The 15,655-nt window shown below is 69.3% G+C and carries 19 protein-coding genes and 1 riboswitch; of the genes, 6 read left to right on the forward strand and 13 right to left on the reverse strand.

Features of this window, described 5'->3' with window-relative positions; genetic code table 11:
* Positions 1-4 precede the first annotated feature (4 nt).
* Positions 5-472 (reverse strand): nuclear transport factor 2 family protein, encoded by a 468-nt coding sequence (locus MVA01S_RS13160; protein WP_040541930.1) that lies wholly within the window; start codon positions 470-472, stop codon positions 5-7.
* Positions 473-594: 122 nt separating this feature from the next.
* Between MVA01S_RS13160 and MVA01S_RS13165 the strand changes: the two genes are divergently transcribed.
* Positions 595-2,841, forward strand: a complete 2,247-nt coding sequence (locus tag MVA01S_RS13165; RefSeq protein ID WP_003931548.1) for a glycoside hydrolase family 3 C-terminal domain-containing protein — start codon at positions 595-597, stop codon at positions 2,839-2,841.
* Here the strand turns inward: MVA01S_RS13165 and MVA01S_RS13170 are convergent.
* Both MVA01S_RS13170 and MVA01S_RS13175 read right to left on the reverse strand, forming a co-directional pair.
* Positions 2,798-3,481, reverse strand: coding sequence for a histidine phosphatase family protein (locus MVA01S_RS13170; RefSeq protein WP_003931549.1), 684 nt, complete (start codon positions 3,479-3,481; stop codon positions 2,798-2,800). The genes MVA01S_RS13165 and MVA01S_RS13170 overlap by 44 nt on opposite strands.
* A 20-nt stretch (positions 3,482-3,501) precedes the next feature.
* Positions 3,502-3,939: a hypothetical protein gene (locus MVA01S_RS13175; RefSeq protein WP_003931550.1), complete on the reverse strand. Its 438-nt coding sequence runs from the start codon at positions 3,937-3,939 to the stop codon at positions 3,502-3,504.
* Between the two features lie 39 nt (positions 3,940-3,978).
* Positions 3,979-4,117: riboswitch (cobalamin riboswitch) on the forward strand.
* Between the two features lie 37 nt (positions 4,118-4,154).
* Between MVA01S_RS13175 and MVA01S_RS13180 the strand changes: the two genes are divergently transcribed.
* Positions 4,155-4,865: a (2Fe-2S) ferredoxin domain-containing protein gene (locus MVA01S_RS13180; RefSeq protein WP_204249579.1), complete on the forward strand. Its 711-nt coding sequence runs from the start codon at positions 4,155-4,157 to the stop codon at positions 4,863-4,865.
* 16 nt (positions 4,866-4,881) lie between these two features.
* Here MVA01S_RS13180 and MVA01S_RS13185 read toward each other — a convergent pair whose 3' ends face one another.
* Together MVA01S_RS13185 and MVA01S_RS13190 are read right to left on the reverse strand one after the other, a co-directional pair.
* Entirely contained in the window at positions 4,882-5,364 is a 483-nt protein-coding gene (locus MVA01S_RS13185) for a hypothetical protein (protein WP_003931552.1), read from the reverse strand.
* 98 nt (positions 5,365-5,462) lie between these two features.
* On the reverse strand, positions 5,463-5,921 hold the full coding sequence (locus MVA01S_RS13190; protein WP_040541935.1) for a thioredoxin family protein: 459 nt from the start codon (positions 5,919-5,921) through the stop codon (positions 5,463-5,465).
* 200 nt (positions 5,922-6,121) lie between these two features.
* Between MVA01S_RS13190 and MVA01S_RS13195 the strand changes: the two genes are divergently transcribed.
* Entirely contained in the window at positions 6,122-7,126 is a 1,005-nt protein-coding gene (locus tag MVA01S_RS13195; RefSeq protein ID WP_003931554.1) for a 1-aminocyclopropane-1-carboxylate deaminase, read from the forward strand.
* Positions 7,127-7,154: 28 nt separating this feature from the next.
* Here MVA01S_RS13195 and MVA01S_RS13200 read toward each other — a convergent pair whose 3' ends face one another.
* From MVA01S_RS13200 to MVA01S_RS13210, 3 genes are read right to left on the reverse strand one after another with little or no spacing between them, the layout of a single operon-like run.
* Positions 7,155-7,841 (reverse strand): response regulator transcription factor, encoded by a 687-nt coding sequence (locus tag MVA01S_RS13200; protein WP_003931555.1) that lies wholly within the window; start codon positions 7,839-7,841, stop codon positions 7,155-7,157.
* Entirely contained in the window at positions 7,829-9,055 is a 1,227-nt protein-coding gene (locus tag MVA01S_RS13205) for a sensor histidine kinase (RefSeq protein WP_003931556.1), read from the reverse strand. Before MVA01S_RS13205 ends, MVA01S_RS13200 begins: the two co-directional genes overlap by 13 nt.
* The gene (locus MVA01S_RS13210) at positions 9,055-9,927 is read right to left on the reverse strand and encodes a CPBP family intramembrane glutamic endopeptidase (RefSeq protein ID WP_003931557.1); all 873 of its coding nucleotides are present in this window, start codon (positions 9,925-9,927) and stop codon (positions 9,055-9,057) included. The genes MVA01S_RS13205 and MVA01S_RS13210 overlap by 1 nt, the downstream gene beginning before the upstream one ends.
* Before the next feature lie 147 nt (positions 9,928-10,074).
* On the opposite strand from MVA01S_RS13210, the gene MVA01S_RS13215 reads away from it, so the two are divergent.
* A complete protein-coding gene (locus MVA01S_RS13215) occupies positions 10,075-11,046 on the forward strand; it encodes a GlxA family transcriptional regulator (RefSeq protein ID WP_003931558.1) in 972 nt (323 codons plus the stop codon).
* Between the two features lie 9 nt (positions 11,047-11,055).
* Here the strand turns inward: MVA01S_RS13215 and MVA01S_RS13220 are convergent, their stop codons facing one another.
* The 5 genes from MVA01S_RS13220 to MVA01S_RS32010 form a co-directional block, all read right to left on the reverse strand.
* The gene (locus MVA01S_RS13220) at positions 11,056-11,481 is read right to left on the reverse strand and encodes a cupin domain-containing protein (RefSeq protein ID WP_003931559.1); all 426 of its coding nucleotides are present in this window, start codon (positions 11,479-11,481) and stop codon (positions 11,056-11,058) included.
* Positions 11,478-12,404: an NADP-dependent oxidoreductase gene (locus MVA01S_RS13225; RefSeq protein ID WP_003931560.1), complete on the reverse strand. Its 927-nt coding sequence runs from the start codon at positions 12,402-12,404 to the stop codon at positions 11,478-11,480. The genes MVA01S_RS13220 and MVA01S_RS13225 overlap by 4 nt, the downstream gene beginning before the upstream one ends.
* Before the next feature lie 30 nt (positions 12,405-12,434).
* The gene (locus MVA01S_RS13230; RefSeq protein WP_040541765.1) at positions 12,435-13,073 is read right to left on the reverse strand and encodes an HD domain-containing protein; all 639 of its coding nucleotides are present in this window, start codon (positions 13,071-13,073) and stop codon (positions 12,435-12,437) included.
* Positions 13,049-13,741 carry a hypothetical protein gene (locus MVA01S_RS31660; RefSeq protein WP_174538909.1) on the reverse strand — a complete coding sequence of 231 codons (693 nt, stop codon included), beginning with the start codon at positions 13,739-13,741 and terminating at the stop codon, positions 13,049-13,051. The genes MVA01S_RS13230 and MVA01S_RS31660 overlap by 25 nt, the downstream gene beginning before the upstream one ends.
* A gap of 211 nt (positions 13,742-13,952) precedes the next feature.
* On the reverse strand, positions 13,953-14,087 hold the full coding sequence (locus MVA01S_RS32010; protein ID WP_086006071.1) for a hypothetical protein: 135 nt from the start codon (positions 14,085-14,087) through the stop codon (positions 13,953-13,955).
* 157 nt (positions 14,088-14,244) lie between these two features.
* Here MVA01S_RS32010 and MVA01S_RS13240 point away from each other — a divergent pair, with 157 nt between their 5' ends.
* Together MVA01S_RS13240 and MVA01S_RS13245 are read left to right on the forward strand one after the other, a co-directional pair.
* Positions 14,245-15,072, forward strand: a complete 828-nt coding sequence (locus MVA01S_RS13240) for an MOSC domain-containing protein (RefSeq protein ID WP_003931563.1) — start codon at positions 14,245-14,247, stop codon at positions 15,070-15,072.
* 83 nt (positions 15,073-15,155) lie between these two features.
* Positions 15,156-15,655, forward strand: a 500-nt coding sequence (locus MVA01S_RS13245; protein ID WP_494337725.1) for a glycosyltransferase, incomplete at its 3' end; no start/stop codon positions are given.

Below are 15,655 nucleotides of genomic sequence, written 5' to 3' on the forward strand. Positions count from 1 at the left end.
GCCGTCAGCACAGCGGGAGCTCGACGTCGGCGCCGCGTTCGTCGTCGCCGCGGGGACCGAAGATGCGGCGCTCGGCCTCCTCGATCCGCACGTCGTTGATGCTGGCCTCGCGCCGGCGCATCAGACCGTTGTCGTCGAACTCCCACAGTTCGTTGCCGTAGCTGCGCCACCACTGGCCGGACCCGTCATGGCACTCGTACTGGAAGCGCACCGCGATGCGGTTTCCGGTGTAGCTCCACAGGCTTTTCCGCAACGCGTAGCTGCGCTCGCGCTCCCATTTGGCGGTGAGGAACTCGACGATGGCAGCGCGGCCCGTGACGAACTGGTCGCGGTTACGCCACACGCTGTCGACCGTGTAGGCCAGGCTGACGCGGTGCGGGTCGCAGGTGTTCCAGGCGTCCTCGGCCGCCTGCACCTTCTGCCGGGCGGTGTCCAGATCGTAGGGCGGAATGGGCGGGCGGGCCTCGGTCATCCCCGATGGTCCCACGAACCGGCGCGGCACCGCCTGACATTTCATCCAGCCGCGGCTCTGGCCGGCCGGCGGAATCGGTCCTATGCTCGGCCGCACGACCGCGCTGATCCGCTGGGAGCAGGATGAGCATCTCCGAACCGCCGCACGGAACCTCATCCGGCGCTGCGGCAGACCCGGCGTCGTTGCCGTTGCAGGTCAGGGCCGGGCTCGGTAGCGGCGAGTCTTTCTGGCACACCAAGTCCGCCGCCGGGCTCCCCGCGCTGACACTGACCGACGGCCCCCACGGCGTGCGGGTACAGCCTGGCCTCGCCGACCATCTCGGGCTCGCCGCGAGTGCGCCGGCGACCTGCTTTCCCCCGGCCGCCGGTCTGGCGCAGAGCTGGGATCGCGCACTGGTCGCGCGGGTGGGTCGCGCGCTGGCCGACGAGTCCCGCGCGCTCGGAGTCGGCATCCTGTTGGGGCCCGCAGTGAACATCAAGCGCGATCCGCGCTGCGGGCGCAATTTCGAGTACTTCTCCGAAGATCCTTTCCTGAGTGGCACATTGGGCGCCGCGTGGGTCGAGGGACTGCAGGCCGGGGGCGTCGGAGCGTCGGTCAAGCACTTCGCGGCCAACAACGCCGAATACGACAGGATGCGCTCCGACTCCCGGGTCGGTCCGCGGGCGCTGCGGGAGATCTACCTGAAGAGCTTCGAGCGGGTGGTCACCGAATCCCGGCCGTGGACGGTGATGTGCTCCTACAACAAGATCAACGGTGTCTACGCGTCCGAGAACCGTTGGCTGCTCACCGATGTGCTGCGTCACCAGTGGGGCTTCGCCGGCGCTGTGGTCAGCGACTGGGGCGCGGTCACCGACCGGGTCGCCGCACTTGTGGCCGGTCTTGACCTGGCCATGCCCGGCGGCGACCCCTCCCTGGACGCGGACGTCGTCGCGGCGGTCGAGGCGGGGCGGCTCGACCCGGCCGTCGTCGACGCCGCGGCGGTCCGGGTCCTGACGCTGCTTGTCCGCGCCGCGGCAAACACCGACCCCGTCGTCGCCGACCTGGACGCCCACCACGCGCTGGCCCGTGAAGCCGCGGGCCGCAGTATCGCGCTGCTGAAGAACACCGGTGACCTGTTGCCCTTGCGCGCTGACGGAGCGCTGGCCGTCGTCGGGGAGTTCGCCGTCCACCCCCGGTACCAGGGCGGCGGGAGTTCGCACGTCAACGCCGCCAGACTCGACATCCCCCTGGACGAGATCCGCGCCCGTGCGGCCGGTGCCGTCACCTATGCGCCCGGCTACGGCTCCGGCGACGACCCGCAGCGCCTCATCGACGACGCGGTCGCGGGCGCCGCGGCAGCCGACGCCGCCGTGGTGTTCCTCGGACTGTCCGACCACGCGGAATCCGAAGGCTACGACCGCGTGGACATCGCGCTGCCGGCTGGGCAGTTGCGTCTGCTGGAGGCCGTCGCGGCGGCGCAACCGCGCACGGTCGTCGTGCTGTGCCACGGCGGTGTGGTCCGGCTGGCCGAGGTGGACCGGCTGGCAGCGGCCGTCCTCGACGGTGCCCTTCTCGGCCAGGGCGGCGGCTCGGCGGTCGCCGACGTACTGTTCGGCCTGGTGAACCCCAGCGGCCGTCTCGCCGAGACGGTGCCGGAGCGCCTGCAGGACGCGCCGTCATTCCTGAACTTCCCGGGCGAACACTCCCGGGTCCTCTACGGCGAGGGGATCTTCGTCGGCTACCGCGGCTACGACGCCCGGGCCATCGAGGTGACCTACCCGTTCGGGCATGGGTTGTCCTACACGACTTTTCGCTACGACACGGCCGCAGCCGCCGTCGAGGGTGAGGAGATCGTGGTCACGGTTTCGTTGACCAACACCGGACCTCGCGACGGCCGCGAAGTGGTGCAGATCTACGCCGCCAAACCGGTGTCGGACATCGCGCGGGCTCCGCAGGAGCTGCGGGGATTCCAGGTCGTGGATTTGGCGCGCGGTGCCACCGGCGCGGTGACCGTGCGCATCCCCCGTGCGGATTTCGCGTACTGGGACGACCGGGTCGACGACTGGGTGGTCGAGGGCGGCGAGTACGTCCTGCGGATCGGGAGTTCAAGCCGAAATATCGTGCACACCATCGCGATTCACCTCGACGGTGACGGCGTGCGAGTCCCGCTCACCGAGAACTCGACGATCGGTGAGGTGCTCGCCGATCCGGTCGCCGGGCCGCGGCTGATCTCGATGTTCCAGCAGAGCGCCGCGGCCATGCCCGACCAGGACAGCCTGGGCACCGGGATGCTGAAGATGATCGAGTCCATCCCCCTCGGGCGGCTGAAACTCTTCGGGGTCGCGCTCACCCGGGAAGTGCTCGACCACCTCCTGCAGGCCGATCCGTAGCGGCCGCGGTGTCGCCGGCGAGGTGACTGACATCGGCGAGCACGCTGACCTGCCTGTTGTGGAAGTAGTCGTCCTCGGCGAGGGTCGTGATGCTCCCGGGGGCCGCTGTGAAGCCGGCGCGGCCGGCATGCGCGATCGGTACCCCGAGCCAATCGGTGATCACATAGGTCAAGGCGAACCCGTGGGTCACGATCACGATGTCTTGTGCTGGCCGAGAGAGTATCTCGTCCACAGCGGAGTAGATTCTCGCGGCGAACTCACCCTTGGTCTCCGCACCGGGGATTCCTTCGTCGTGCGACATTCGGTCGCCGGTGACCGGCGGCGGGATGAACCGCGCATCGAGCCAGCTCTGCGGCCGGCCTTCGGCCACCCCGTAGGACTTCTCGCGCAATCGCTCGTCGAGCACCGGGGCGGTGTTCAGTGCCGCCGCGACGGCCTCGGCCGTGCGTCGGGCGCGCAGCAGATCAGAGGAGAACACCTCGGCCCCGCGGCCCGCGAGCACGTCACCGAGCGCACGGCCGATGGCGGCGGCATGCCGGGCGCCGCGCGCCGTCAGGTCGGAGTCGTGCCAGCCCCCGACCAGGCCGTCGACGTGGTGCGTCGCCTCCGGGTGGGTGACGACATAGATGCGCCGGCCCATGCCCTCACGGTAACGGGCGGCTACGCGGTGACCCGCAGTTCGGCGCCCGGGTGCGAGCTGAGCGTGACGACCACGGTGCCGCTGCCCGTCTGGAACATCGTGTTCGCATAGCCGATGAATCCGTAGTGCCCGTCGATCGTCGAGACTGCGGTGATGTCAGCGTGGCCGGAGGCCCCGGTGTCGAGATTGGCCCACGCCGCGGTGACGGTCAGCGAGCAGGATCCGTCATATCTGCCGGCGTCGTAGTTGATCGTCACCCGGACGCCGTTCTCCACCTGATCGAAGGTCTGAACGGGCGCCACCTGAGCCTCCGCCCTGACGGTGCCCCCGCACGTCGGGGACGCCACCACCGGTACGGGCGGCAGGTATGCGACCGGCTGCGCGTGGACGGTCGCCATCCCCGACCAGGGCGCGATCAGGGCGAGAGCGAGCGCGGCGGTAGCGCGGACGGGAGCCATACCTGGCTATCGCCGGCTCTGACCGCGGCGTTAGCAGTGGCGGTCCTGCTAGCCTCTGGTCCGTCCATTGCGATGGGATCCGAGGAAGCCGGTGCGATTCCGGCGCGGTACCGCCACTGTGAGCGGCGCTTTGTCCAGCGTGCGTGAGCCAGATACTCGCCCCACCGCACCTTTCGAGCTCGGGGCGGTCTACCCCGAGAAAGGTTGTGCCCCTCGTGCGTCCATCTCATGCCCCTACCGAAGCGGTCCGGGTCCTCGTCGGGATGTCGATCCGGGAGGCCAACGCCGCCGGCGACCTCGCGGCCACCGCTGCCGCCCTCGGTGTCCGCCTGGCCTTCCTACAGATCACCGAGCCGTCCCTGCGCACCGTGCTCACCGAACTCGCCGACGGCGGGGCCGGGCGGATCGAGCTGGTCGGCGTCGCCTTCGGGCAACTGGCGCCGGGCAACTCGTGGCTGCGCCGGATCGCCTCGCACTGGTGGCGTGAACGTGGCGCCGGAGCGCCTGAGGTCGTGGTCGCGACCAGACTGCTCGACACCGACCCGGTCGATGCTGCCGCGGTCTCCTCCGCCCTGGAGAAGGCACGGCCGGTCACCGGGTCGGAGTCGCCGCTGACCTCGGCGGCCTGGGCGGAGGTCCCCGCCTACCGTCACCATGTGCTCGTCTGCCGGGGGCCGCGGTGCAGCGCCCGCGGCGCGGAAAAGACCTGGACCGCCCTCGCCGAGGGATTGTCGCGGCGTGGGCTCCGGGACAGCGACGTCCTGATGACCGCGGCCGGCTGCATGTTCCCCTGTAACCACGCGCCGGTACTCGCGGTTCAGCCCGACGACGTCTGGTACGGCGACATGACTCCCGAGCACGTGGACCGGCTCATCGATGACCACCTGAGCACCGGCGAACCGATCCAGGACGCCCGTATCCGGTAGGTCGGTCAGCTGAGGATCAGGCGGTCGAACCGACTCGCGGAAGGTTCACCCGCAGCGCCAGATGCTCGTCGAGGATGCGGCGCAACGCGGCGTCCATCGGATGAGCCGAGGCCAGATCGCGGCCGAACCGGCTGTCCACGACCACCACCTCCCCCTCGCGGAGTTCGGACGTCTCGGCATGATCGACGAACGGATCGAACAGTGCCGGCGGCGTGGCGAGGTAGTGCAGGGCCCGGTGAGCCCCGTTCACCTCGGCGGCGTACATCAGCCCGTGCTGAGTGATCACGAAGAACTCCTCGGTGATCCGGGCGTTCGGGATCTCGGTACCACCCCACTCCATCGCACCGTGGCGGCTCTGTTCCAGCGGATCCTGAACGGCGTCGGTCAGCATGAACATCCGCTCGACGACCCCGACGCCCCAGCGCGGATACATGTCCATCGCGGGCCGGAAATGCCGCGCGAAGACCTCACCGAAGAAGTCGTGAAGTTGTTCCATCATCGCGGCCCCTTAGATTCGACGACACCTCGAGTGTGCGCCCCGAATCGCCGGTTCTGCCAGACCTCCCGGTCAGAGGTCACGAACTCCGCCCGCGCGGATCACCGTTGCGCCGCCCCGGATTCGGACCCCGTCCCGCTCAACGCGCGGTCCAGCCATGCTCGCAAACAAGCCACCGGCGCGGCGCCCGACTGACGGGCCAACACCGCGCCCTCCGCCAGGACGAGCAACGTCGGCACGGACTGGACAGAAAACCGCGCCGCGGTCCGCCGTGCGGTGTCTACGTCCACCTTGACCAGTTTCAGCTCCCCCGCGTGCTCTGTGGCGAGCTGCTCCAGCGTCGGGCCGACCGTCCGGCACGGATCGCACCAGGTGACCCCCAGATCCACCAGCACCGGCACTCTGGAGCGCTCCGCGACCTCGGCGAAATCGGCGTCGCCGGCGACGGCGATCCAGGGCACCGCCTCATGGCAGCTGGCGCAGCGCGGCGTGCCGTTCGCGGCGGCGGGAAGCCGATTGACAGTCTCGCAGTGGGGACATTTCACGTTCGTGGTTGTCATCGCGCGCTCCACGCTCACTCAGGTCTGAGATCTAGTGCCTGACCTAAGCCTAGGACGGGATCCGTCCCCGGTCACCAGTTCCGGGCCTTCGATTCACGGCGATCTGTCAGGGGTCCGGAATGCATCGATATATTGCATGTTGCATACTTGGCGGGGCACGGACTGCGCCCCGCGGGACGGCGACGAACTCTGGAGCACGCATGGCCATCGACGATTTCCCGCGTTACCCGCTGACCTTCGGACCCAGCCCGATCCATCCGCTGCCCAGGCTCAGCGCACACCTCGGCGGCGCCGAGATCTGGGCCAAGCGCGAGGATGTCAACTCCGGCCTCGCCTTCGGCGGGAACAAGACCCGCAAGCTGGAGTACATCGTTCCCGACGCGCTGGAGCAGGGCGCCGACACCTTGGTCTCAATCGGCGGCGTGCAGTCCAACCACACCCGTCAGGTCGCCGCCGTCGCGGCCAAACTCGGCCTCAAAGCGGTGCTGGTGCAGGAGAAGTGGGTCGACTGGCCAGACGCGGTCAACGACAAGGTCGGCAACATCCTGCTGTCGCGCATCATGGGCGCCGACGTCCGTCTCGATCCCGCAGGATTCGGCATCGCATTCAAGGACAGCTGGCACCGGGCCGTCGAGGACGTGCGCCGCGCCGGGGGCACCCCGTACCCCATCCCCGCGGGAGGCTCCGATCACCGCCTCGGCGGGCTCGGTTTCGCCAACTGGGCCTACGAGGTGCAGCGCCAGGAGGACGAGCTGGGGATCTTCTTCGACACCATCGTGGTCTGCACGGTCACCGGCTCGACCCACGCGGGCATGATCGCCGGGTTCGCCGGTCAACGCCGCCCGCGGCGGGTCATCGGGATCGACGCGTCGGCGACCCTGGCAGAGACACACGCGCAGGTCGCCCGCATCGCCCGCAACACCGCCGAACTCATCGGTTTGGGCCGGGATCTGTCCGACGACGAGATCACCGTCCTCGACGGTTGGGCAGGCGAGCGCTACGGCATCCCGGTGCAGTCGACCATCGATGCGATCACCCTGACCGGCCGCCTCGAAGGGGTCATCCTCGACCCGGTGTACGAGGGAAAGTCCATGGCCGGCCTGATCGACCTGGTCCGGTCCCGCGAGATCGGGCCCACCTCCAAGGTTCTCTACGCACACCTGGGCGGGCAGCCCGCACTCAACGCCTACAGCGGCGTCTTCTGATCGGCGGGCCGCCGCCGCAGCACCGGGGTCAGGCCTCGTTCAGGTAGGTGAGCACCGCGAGGACGCGACGGTCCCCGTCGTCGGCCAGCGGGAGTTTGGCGAAGATGCCGCCGACGTGTTTCCGGACGGCCGCCTCGGACACGACGAGCCGTTGCGCGATCCGCGGGTTGGTCAGGCCCTGAGCCATCAGGCCCAGGACCTCCTCCTCACGCGGCGTGAGTGTCGACAGCACACCTCGTCTGCGGGAGGCCCCGACCAGTGCGACCACGATGTCGGGATCGATGATGGTCGCCCCGCCTGCGATGTCGCGGACGGCGTCGAGGAAGTGCCGTACGTGCGCGACACGGTCTTTGAGCAGGTAGCCGAGACCGCCGCGGCCGGTGGCCGCCGTGCGGTCCAGCAATTGGTCCAACGAGCCGACCGAGGTGTACTGCGACAGGATCACCACCGGCAGTCCCGGTGTGGCGCGGCGTAATTCGATCGCCGCCCGGATGCCTTCGTCGGTGTGGGTGGGGGGCATCCTGACATCGGTGATCACCACGTCGGGCTGGTGGGTCCGCGCTGCGGCACGCAACTCGTCGGCGGTCTCGACGGCCGCGCATACCTGATGGCCGTCGGATTCGAGCACCGTCACGATCCCGGCGCGCAGCAACGGCGCGTCCTCGGCGAGGACGATGCGCAGCCCTTCGCCGGTGGCCGCAGTCAGATCGGGCATCGCATGCTCATCTCGGTGGGTCCGCCGTCCGGGCTGGAGATGCTCAGGGCGCCGTTGACGGCCTCCACCCGGGCGGCCAGCGTGGCCAGCCCGCGTCCCGGGTGCACGGCGGCGCCGCCGCGGCCGTCGTCGCGAATGGTGAGCCACCACCACCGGTCGTCCTGCCGGTCGGCGGTGATCGTCACCGCCGACGCCGACGAGTGTTTGACGACGTTGCTCAGGGCTTCGTTGATGACCAGGTAGGCGGTGTGCTCGATCACCGCGGGCAGGCGCCCGTTTCGCTCGGTGGCCCCGAAGTCGGTGCTGACCGGCAGCGGGTAGGCGCCGATCAGGTCGGTGACCGCCGCCTCGAGCCCGTGTTCGGTGAGCGCCCGCGGGAGGATGCCCAGCAGCACCGCGCGCAGTTCGGCGAGGGTGGCGTCGAGTTGCCGGTGCGCCTCTGCGGCCAGCCGGCCCGTCTCGTCGTCTCCGTGCACGCTCTCGGCGATGCCCAGCGTGAGCGCCAATGTCACCAGACGGTGTTGCACCCGGTCGTGCAGCTCGCTTTCGATACGTCGCCGCTCCTGTTCGACCGCGTCCAGAAGCGCGGTGCGCGACTGCTCGAGCCGGGTGACTTCGCGTTGCAGCGCTTGGGGATCGGTCATCGCGATGACGGCGAGCTGCCCGAGTGCCGCAGCGTAGGCCCCGACCAGATAGGCGGTCAGCACCAGCAGGCCCAGGCCCGTCAGCGTCGCGACCCATGCTTCACCGGTGGTGTCGATCAGCCACAGCGCGACGTTGATCGGCTCGCCGGGCCGCACCAGCCAGGGTGCCGCCACCATGACGCCGACAAGGATCGCCATGAACGCCACCAGCACCGCGCCCCAGGGCCCGGTGACCACCGCCGTGAACAGCACGTAGCCGAGCTGACGCAGACTCGGCACGCGCTGCTCGGCGCGGGCGGTCGCCACGTCGTGCCTGACCCGTTCCGCGGCGGTGCCGTCGATCAGTGACAGCCGCGCGCACTCCAACTCCAACAGCGGGGTCCAGACCGCGTTGCGCAGCGAACGTGACCCTGCCCCAAGGATTGTCAACGGTGCGGCGACGACGACCACAACGCTCAGGGCCGCGCCGGACATCGTCCACAACAGCGCACGCCACGGCCACGACGACAACAGGTACCGCGGCCCCGACGCCATCGCGGCGCCCAACGATCGGGCGGGGACCTGGACCATCACGCGAGTCTATGGCCGACCCGACCGGTGACCACGATCGCCGCGACGAACGGGAGAAGACCGGCGCAGAGCAGGAACGAGGTGGCGCTGACGCCGACGGTGTCGCCGAAGACGTGGAACATGCCGAGCGTGGCGACGAGATTGGCACCCGCGTGCAACATGGCCGGTGGCCAGACCGACCGCGTGCCCGACCACAGCCACCCGATGATGAACTCCAGCAGGATGCTCATCGGCAACCACCACAACATGCCCCAAATTGCCTCCGACACAACGATTCCGCCGCCGAAGTAGCCCACCCAGGGCAGCGGCCAGTGCCACACGCCCCAGATGAGGCCGGTCAGGAATGTGGTGGCGACCGGCCGTCCCGGAACCAGACGATCACGCAGGTAGGCCGTCCAGCCGTACTCTTCGCCCCAGAACAGCGGTGCCGTCGCCGCGCAGACCAGCGGTCCTGCCGCCAGATACACCCAGGCGGTGGCCGGCATGTCCAGATCTGACGGCGACCACCACCCGGCGACGACTGCCGTGCCCACGGCGACGAGCAGCACTCCCCAGGGGATCGTCGCAGCGGCAGCGTAGTAGGGCCACGACGATCTCCAGTGCAGGCGCAGGCCGGAATCGACGAAACCTTCCCTGGTGACCCAGCGTCGGACGACGCACGCCGCGAGTGCGGGGACGAAGGCCGCGGTGGCGAGCTGGGTCACCAGATCGTCCATCGACCCGCCGAGCAGGTAGACGCCGAGCCACGGGATCCACGCGCCCAGGAATGCCAGGGCCAGGAACCACCGGATGCCCCGGCGCCGTTGGTTGTCGGAGACGTGCGAGGTGGGAGCGGCACGGTCGAAGGTGCCGGTGGTGGGCTGTGGAGTCATACACCGAGTCCACCGCCTTTCGGTCTGGAAGTCGGTCACCCAGGCGACCGTCCGCCGGTAGCGCGCACGCTACCCTCGGCCTCAGCGGTGCGGAGTCCACGCAGAATTCGCTTCCCACAATCTGTTTGACGCGGCGAGAATGGCCCCATGGCTGCGCCGCGTCTTGTCGCGTTCCTCGTCTACGACGGAGTCACCCTGCTCGACGTGGCGGGCCCGGCGGAGGTCTTCAAGGAGGCCGCGCGGTTCGGCGCCGACTACCGGATCGTGCTGCTGTCACCGACGGGTGCCGGCGTCACCTCCAACCTCGGGTTCGGGATCGCGGTCGACGGCCCCGTTTCCGCTGAGCCCGCGCCGGACACGTATCTGGTGCCGGGTTCGGATCGCTATCCGGGCACTCCGGTCCCCGACGCCCTCGCGGACGCCGCACTGATCCCGGCGGCGCGGGCACGCCGGGTCGGTTCGATCTGCACCGGCGCGTTCATCCTCGCCGCCGCCGGGCTGCTCCACGGCAAGCGCGCGACCACCCACTGGCGGGCCACCCGCGAGCTGGCCGGGCGGTGTCCCACGTGCCGTGTCGAACCCGACGCGATCTACGTCCGCGACGGCAGCACCTACACGTCGGCCGGGGTGACCGCCGGAATCGACCTGGCGCTGGCACTCGTCGAGGAGGATCACGGTCCGGACGTGACCCGCTCCGTCGCCCGCATGCTGGTGGTCTACCTGCAACGCTCCGGCGGCCAGTCGCAGTTCTCCGCACCACTGCAGGGACCGACCCCCCGTTCGTCGCTGCTGCGCGCGATCACCGATCTGGTGACCGCCGACCCCCAGCTCAACCACTCCCTCGGCGATCTGGCGCGGCACGTGAATGTGAGCACCCGGCACCTGACCCGGCTCTTTCACGACGAACTGTCCACCACCCCGGCCCGCTATGTGGAGAGCATCCGCTTCGACATGGCCCGGGCGCTGCTCGACCAAGGCCACAACGCGACGCACGCCGCATCCCTCGCGGGATTCCCCAGTTACGAGAGCATGCGCAGGGTCTTCGCCAGGGAACTGTCGATCAGCCCGGCGGCCTATCAGCGACGCTTCAGCACCGCGCGGCGGGTCGCCTCCGGATGACGTGCACCGCTACGGATCGTCGATCTTCAGTTGTTCTGCGGTGTCGCCGACGAAAACGACCAGCAGTGTGGCGGGTGCGGTCGCGCTGGTGTTCTCGGTGACCAGATGGTGGGCACCGGGCTGCTCGGACCAGTTCTCCCCCTGGTGGTACACGCGCAGCGGCTCGCCTTCGAGTTGGCTGCGCACGGCGCCGTCCAGGACGTAGGCGTAGACGAACGCGTCGCCGTGCCGGTGCGCCACCGCACGGGCGGCCGGCGGGAAAGTGACGATCGCCGAGGTGAACGTCTTTCCGGGAACGTTCGGCAGCGCCTGCTGGAACAAGGGCGCCAACGTTTCGTTCGGGGCTTCCGGCTCGGCCCCCGCGGGGCCGTTGGAGACCACCCACGCAGCGGCGACGACACTCAGCAGGACTGCGGCGAACCGTGTCGGGCTCATGACTGTCCTCCCGCCACCCGGATCACCGTCTTGCCGGGCGTCCGCCGTCGCCGGGTGAATGCGTCGGCGGCATCGGCCAGCGGACACACGGCGCCGATCACCGGTGTGAGCCTGCCGTCCCGTACCCGTCGGGCAAGCTGGGTCAGCTGCGCGCGGTCGGGTTCGACGATGAAGAAGACCGCGCCGCCCCGGCTGGGCTGCACGGGCGGGGGCGCGGCGATCGAGACCAGCGTCCCGCCGGGACGCACCAGTGCCGCCGACTGTTCGAGCACGTCGCCGCCGACCACGTCGAAGACCACGTCGACCTCGCCGATGCCGTCGAGCCCGCCGGCGTCCAGATCCACGAATACGTCTGCGCCGAAACCGATTACGACTTCGCGGTGGTCGGCACGTCCTGTCCCGATCACGCGGGCGCCCACTTCCCGTGCCAGCTGGACGGCCAACGATCCCACACCCCCGGCCGCGCCGTGGATCAGCACGGTCTGGCCCGCGGTCAGCCCGGCGTGCACGAACAACCCCTGCCACGCGGTGAGCCCTGAGATCGGCAGTGTCACAGCAACGGTATGGTCGATGTCGGCCGCCAGCGGGGCGAGGTTGCGGGCCTCCACCGCGGTGTACTCGGCCAGCGACCCGTCCCGGGCCCAGTCGGTGAGGCCGAAGACCCGTTGGCCGACGGAGAGTCCTGTGGTGCCGTAGCCCAATTCGGCTACCACACCGGAGAGTTCATGTCCGGGGATGGTCGGGGTGCGGTCCCGGCCGGCCCGGTCGGTCCACGTCGCGGGCCACTCGAGTTCGCCCGGGGTGAAACCGGCGGTGTGGACGGCCACGATGACGTCGTTCTCGGCGGCGTGCGGGTACGGCCGCTCGGTCAGCGTGAGCCCACCGACTCCCGCATCCCGGTCCTCGACGGTGATGGCTTGCATGTCAGCGCCTTTCCTGCGATCACGGACCGCTCAGCTGGGCCAGCCCGAACCCAGCATGCGCTCGACGGTGGTGATGCGGCGATAGTCGGGCAGGAAATGCTCCACCACATCGGAGTTGACGGTTCCGTTGGTGGTCTCCGGGCGGTTCTTCAAACCGTCGAAGTAGGCGCTGAGGAACTCCTGCTTGAAATCGCCGCGCGGGTGGACCGCCAGGATCTCGTTCACCTGGTCGGGGTGCAGCCCGTCCAGCCCGACGCCCAGGACGTCAGTCGATACGCCGAGATACGTCGCGGCGATCTCCGGGCCCATCCGGTCCGGAACACCCGGGGTCGTGTGCAGTGCGATCGCCGTCCACACGGTGTCGGCGGCCGCGGTGGAGAAGCCGTGTTCGATGAGAAATCTGCGCCCGTGGTCAGCCCCGTCGACCTCGAAACGCTGTTCGGCACCGGAGAAGGGCGTCGCAAGGCCGGTGTCGTGGAACAGGGCGGCCACATACAGCAGTTCCGGGTCCGGTTGTGCGCCGAGCCGACGTGCGTGGATGCTGCCGAAGAAGTACACCCGGCGGGAGTGGTGGTAGATGAGCGGGCTGGTGGACTCCTGCACGTGACGGGTCGCCTCCGCGACCGCGGCGGTGTCGGGAACCTCTATTCCCCCAATGATTTCGGACATGGCTTCGGCTCTTTCTGTGACGGCGGTGGGAACATCTCTGCCATCCATGCTGGCCCTGTCCACACCTTCCGCGCCGCCTTCGTCCGGCCAGGAAGTCCTTGAATCCGGACGTGCGTCGAGCGCGCACCGGGCCCGGGCACCGGGCCCGCCGGTGAGGCACCCGACCGGAGTGTCGACCTGCCGGCGGCTTCCGCGAGGCGGGCGACGTCGCAGTCGGCGTCGATCACCCCGTACGACGTGGCGACTGGTGCAAGGCCGTTGATCGCGCACTCGTAGTCGATCCTGCGCGCCAGGCGTCGAAAGACGCCGGCCGCCCGGGTGCGCTGACCGAAGGTGAGCCGCCGCCCGTCACAGACGGCAAGGATCCGGCGCGCTCCGGTGTCGAGCGCGGTGGTCACGACGAGGTCGCAGGCGTCGTTCTCCCACGCCGCCACGCGCCGGCGGGACCGGCAGGAAGGCCGTTCGCCGAACAGCGTTTCGGCGCGGTGCCCGTCGACGACCAGGATCATCGACTCCACCGCGGTCACCCGCTCCCGGGACCCGCCGCGCGCGGCCTCCTCTATTGCGGTCACGCCGTGGCGTCGCAACGCCGCGACCATCGACGCGGTCAGTTCCGACCGTCGGCCGAGCACCACCACCGACGCGCTTTCAAGCTCTCGAATTGCCACGACAACCTCGCTGATCATCGAATACCGATTTATTCCGTCATTTCATGTTCCGGCTTCGAAGTGTTCTTCGAACGCCATTGGTGAAAAGCGCGACGGGGCGCCGTTTCTTCGGGTATTCGAATTTCCGAGCATGCGCGGGCTACGCGCTCGGGCGGGCGGCAAGCAGGCAGGACTCCGTGCCGAACGAGGGTGCGAACTAAGGTTTTTCAGCTCAAGAGCGGTCCGCGCGCTTGCGCCGGGGGATGAGCTCACCGGCCTCGTCGGCCTTGGCGCGCTTTTGGGCCCGCCGCTCTTTCAAGGTCATCGCAGGCTTCTTGATTTCTCGGCCTCGTGATTTGTCAGCCATCGTTGCTCCTTTTTCTCGCAACCATCACTGAGCCCGACCATACTGGAGAAAAAAATAAAAGCCAGTTTGTCGGAATTCGCCACACATGAGGGGCGCCGACCGCGCTCGGGGCGGGCCGCGGCCTTCACCGCCCGGCGCCGGCGCCTAAGGTGCGGTGATGGACGTCGGAACCGCAGATCTGCAGATGCGCGTCGCGCGGCTGTACCGCTATCCCGTCAAGTCGATGCTCGGTGAGACCGTCGACGCGCTGCCGGTCGGCCCCGGTGGCGCCGACGGCGACCGACGGTTGGCGTTGATCGACCAGGAGACCGGCCGGGTGGCGAGCGCCAAGCAGGCGCGGCTGTGGCGTCACCTGCTGATGTGCAGCGCCGCGACAATCGACGGACGCGTGGAGATCCGCCTTCCCGACGGCACCAGTGTGGCCGCCGACGACGAGGACGTCGACGGTGTGCTCTCCGCACTCGTCGCCCGCCCGGTGCACCTCGCCGACCGCAGGCCACAGTCGGCCACGCTGGAGCGCGCCGATCCCGAGCAGGTGCTCGAGCGCGGTCTCGACGCCGACGTCGATGCGCCCCTGCTGGAACTGGCAGAGGGGACGCCCGGCGAAAGTTTCGTCGACCTCGCTCCCCTGCACGTCATCACCACGGCGACCCTCGAGCGGATCGGGACAGAAGCCGAGCGTTACCGGCCCAACCTCGTGATCGCCACGCCCCCCGGCTATCCGCCCTACGCAGAGAACGAATGGACGAACCGCACGCTCACCGTGGGGCCGGTGGTGCTGCAGGGCATGGGTCCCACGCCGCGGTGCGTGATACCCACCCTCGAGCAGCGCGGGCTGGGTCGGGCCGTGCACGCGCTACGCACACCCACGGAGGAGAACCGCGTCGACTCCTTCGGGTTGGGCCGCTTGCCGTGCGCCGGTGCCTACGTCGAAGTGGTCACCGAGGGCACGATCGAGGCGGGAGCTCTGTTCTCCGTTGCCTGACCCACGGTGCCTACTCTGATTTTCGTGTACGCCAGCATGATTGCTTCACTGACCGCGCGCGGCGCACGGCCCGGCGCCGCGCCATGAGCCACGTCGCGATCTGCGTCCCGGTCGGCACCGGACACGTCAATCCGACGCTGGGCGTCGCGGCCGAACTGGTCGCCCGGGGGCACCGGGTGAGCTACGCCGCGACCACGGCTCACGCCGCCCGGGTCGCAGACACCGGGGCGCACCTCGTGCCATACCGAACCCTCATGGACGACGCGGGTCCCCCACCGCAGTTCACCGGCCGGGACTTTGCCCACGCGATGACGGTGGCGCTTGACGAGGCGGAATATGTGTTGCCTCAGGTGCTTTCAGGGTTCCGTGACGACGCGCCGAACCTGGTACTGCATGACGCAACCATGGCGTGGTGGGGCCGGCTCGCCGCCGCCACCTGGTCCGTGCCGGTGGTCGCTGGCTGGCCGAACCTGGTGGGCAACAGGCACTGGTCGATGAACCGGTACGTCAAGGTCAACTTCCTGCAAGCGTCGATGCTGCGCGCGCTGTGGCGGGTGCAGCGACTGGCCCGCCGGTACGGTCT

This window comes from Mycolicibacterium vaccae NBRC 14118 = CIP 105934, assembly GCF_001552715.1.
GTDB lineage: Bacteria > Actinomycetota > Actinomycetes > Mycobacteriales > Mycobacteriaceae > Mycobacterium > Mycobacterium vaccae.

Coding starts and splice junctions, on each gene's coding strand:
- MVA01S_RS32010 (WP_086006071.1), bottom strand. CDS start 14,087: ATGGCTGACAAATCACGAGGCCGAGAAATCAAGAAGCCTGCGATGACC.
- MVA01S_RS13200 (WP_003931555.1), bottom strand. CDS start 7,841: ATGCCCGATCTGACTGCGGCCACCGGCGAAGGGCTGCGCATCGTCCTC.
- MVA01S_RS13240 (WP_003931563.1), top strand. CDS start 14,245: ATGGACGTCGGAACCGCAGATCTGCAGATGCGCGTCGCGCGGCTGTAC.
- MVA01S_RS13205 (WP_003931556.1), bottom strand. CDS start 9,055: ATGGTCCAGGTCCCCGCCCGATCGTTGGGCGCCGCGATGGCGTCGGGG.
- MVA01S_RS13230 (WP_040541765.1), bottom strand. CDS start 13,073: ATGTCCGAAATCATTGGGGGAATAGAGGTTCCCGACACCGCCGCGGTC.
- MVA01S_RS13210 (WP_003931557.1), bottom strand. CDS start 9,927: ATGACTCCACAGCCCACCACCGGCACCTTCGACCGTGCCGCTCCCACC.
- MVA01S_RS13225 (WP_003931560.1), bottom strand. CDS start 12,404: ATGCAAGCCATCACCGTCGAGGACCGGGATGCGGGAGTCGGTGGGCTC.
- MVA01S_RS13165 (WP_003931548.1), top strand. CDS start 595: ATGAGCATCTCCGAACCGCCGCACGGAACCTCATCCGGCGCTGCGGCA.
- MVA01S_RS13175 (WP_003931550.1), bottom strand. CDS start 3,939: ATGGCTCCCGTCCGCGCTACCGCCGCGCTCGCTCTCGCCCTGATCGCG.
- MVA01S_RS13215 (WP_003931558.1), top strand. CDS start 10,075: ATGGCTGCGCCGCGTCTTGTCGCGTTCCTCGTCTACGACGGAGTCACC.
- MVA01S_RS13195 (WP_003931554.1), top strand. CDS start 6,122: ATGGCCATCGACGATTTCCCGCGTTACCCGCTGACCTTCGGACCCAGC.
- MVA01S_RS13220 (WP_003931559.1), bottom strand. CDS start 11,481: ATGAGCCCGACACGGTTCGCCGCAGTCCTGCTGAGTGTCGTCGCCGCT.
- MVA01S_RS13160 (WP_040541930.1), bottom strand. CDS start 472: ATGACCGAGGCCCGCCCGCCCATTCCGCCCTACGATCTGGACACCGCC.
- MVA01S_RS13170 (WP_003931549.1), bottom strand. CDS start 3,481: ATGGGCCGGCGCATCTATGTCGTCACCCACCCGGAGGCGACGCACCAC.
- MVA01S_RS13185 (WP_003931552.1), bottom strand. CDS start 5,364: ATGATGGAACAACTTCACGACTTCTTCGGTGAGGTCTTCGCGCGGCAT.
- MVA01S_RS13190 (WP_040541935.1), bottom strand. CDS start 5,921: ATGACAACCACGAACGTGAAATGTCCCCACTGCGAGACTGTCAATCGG.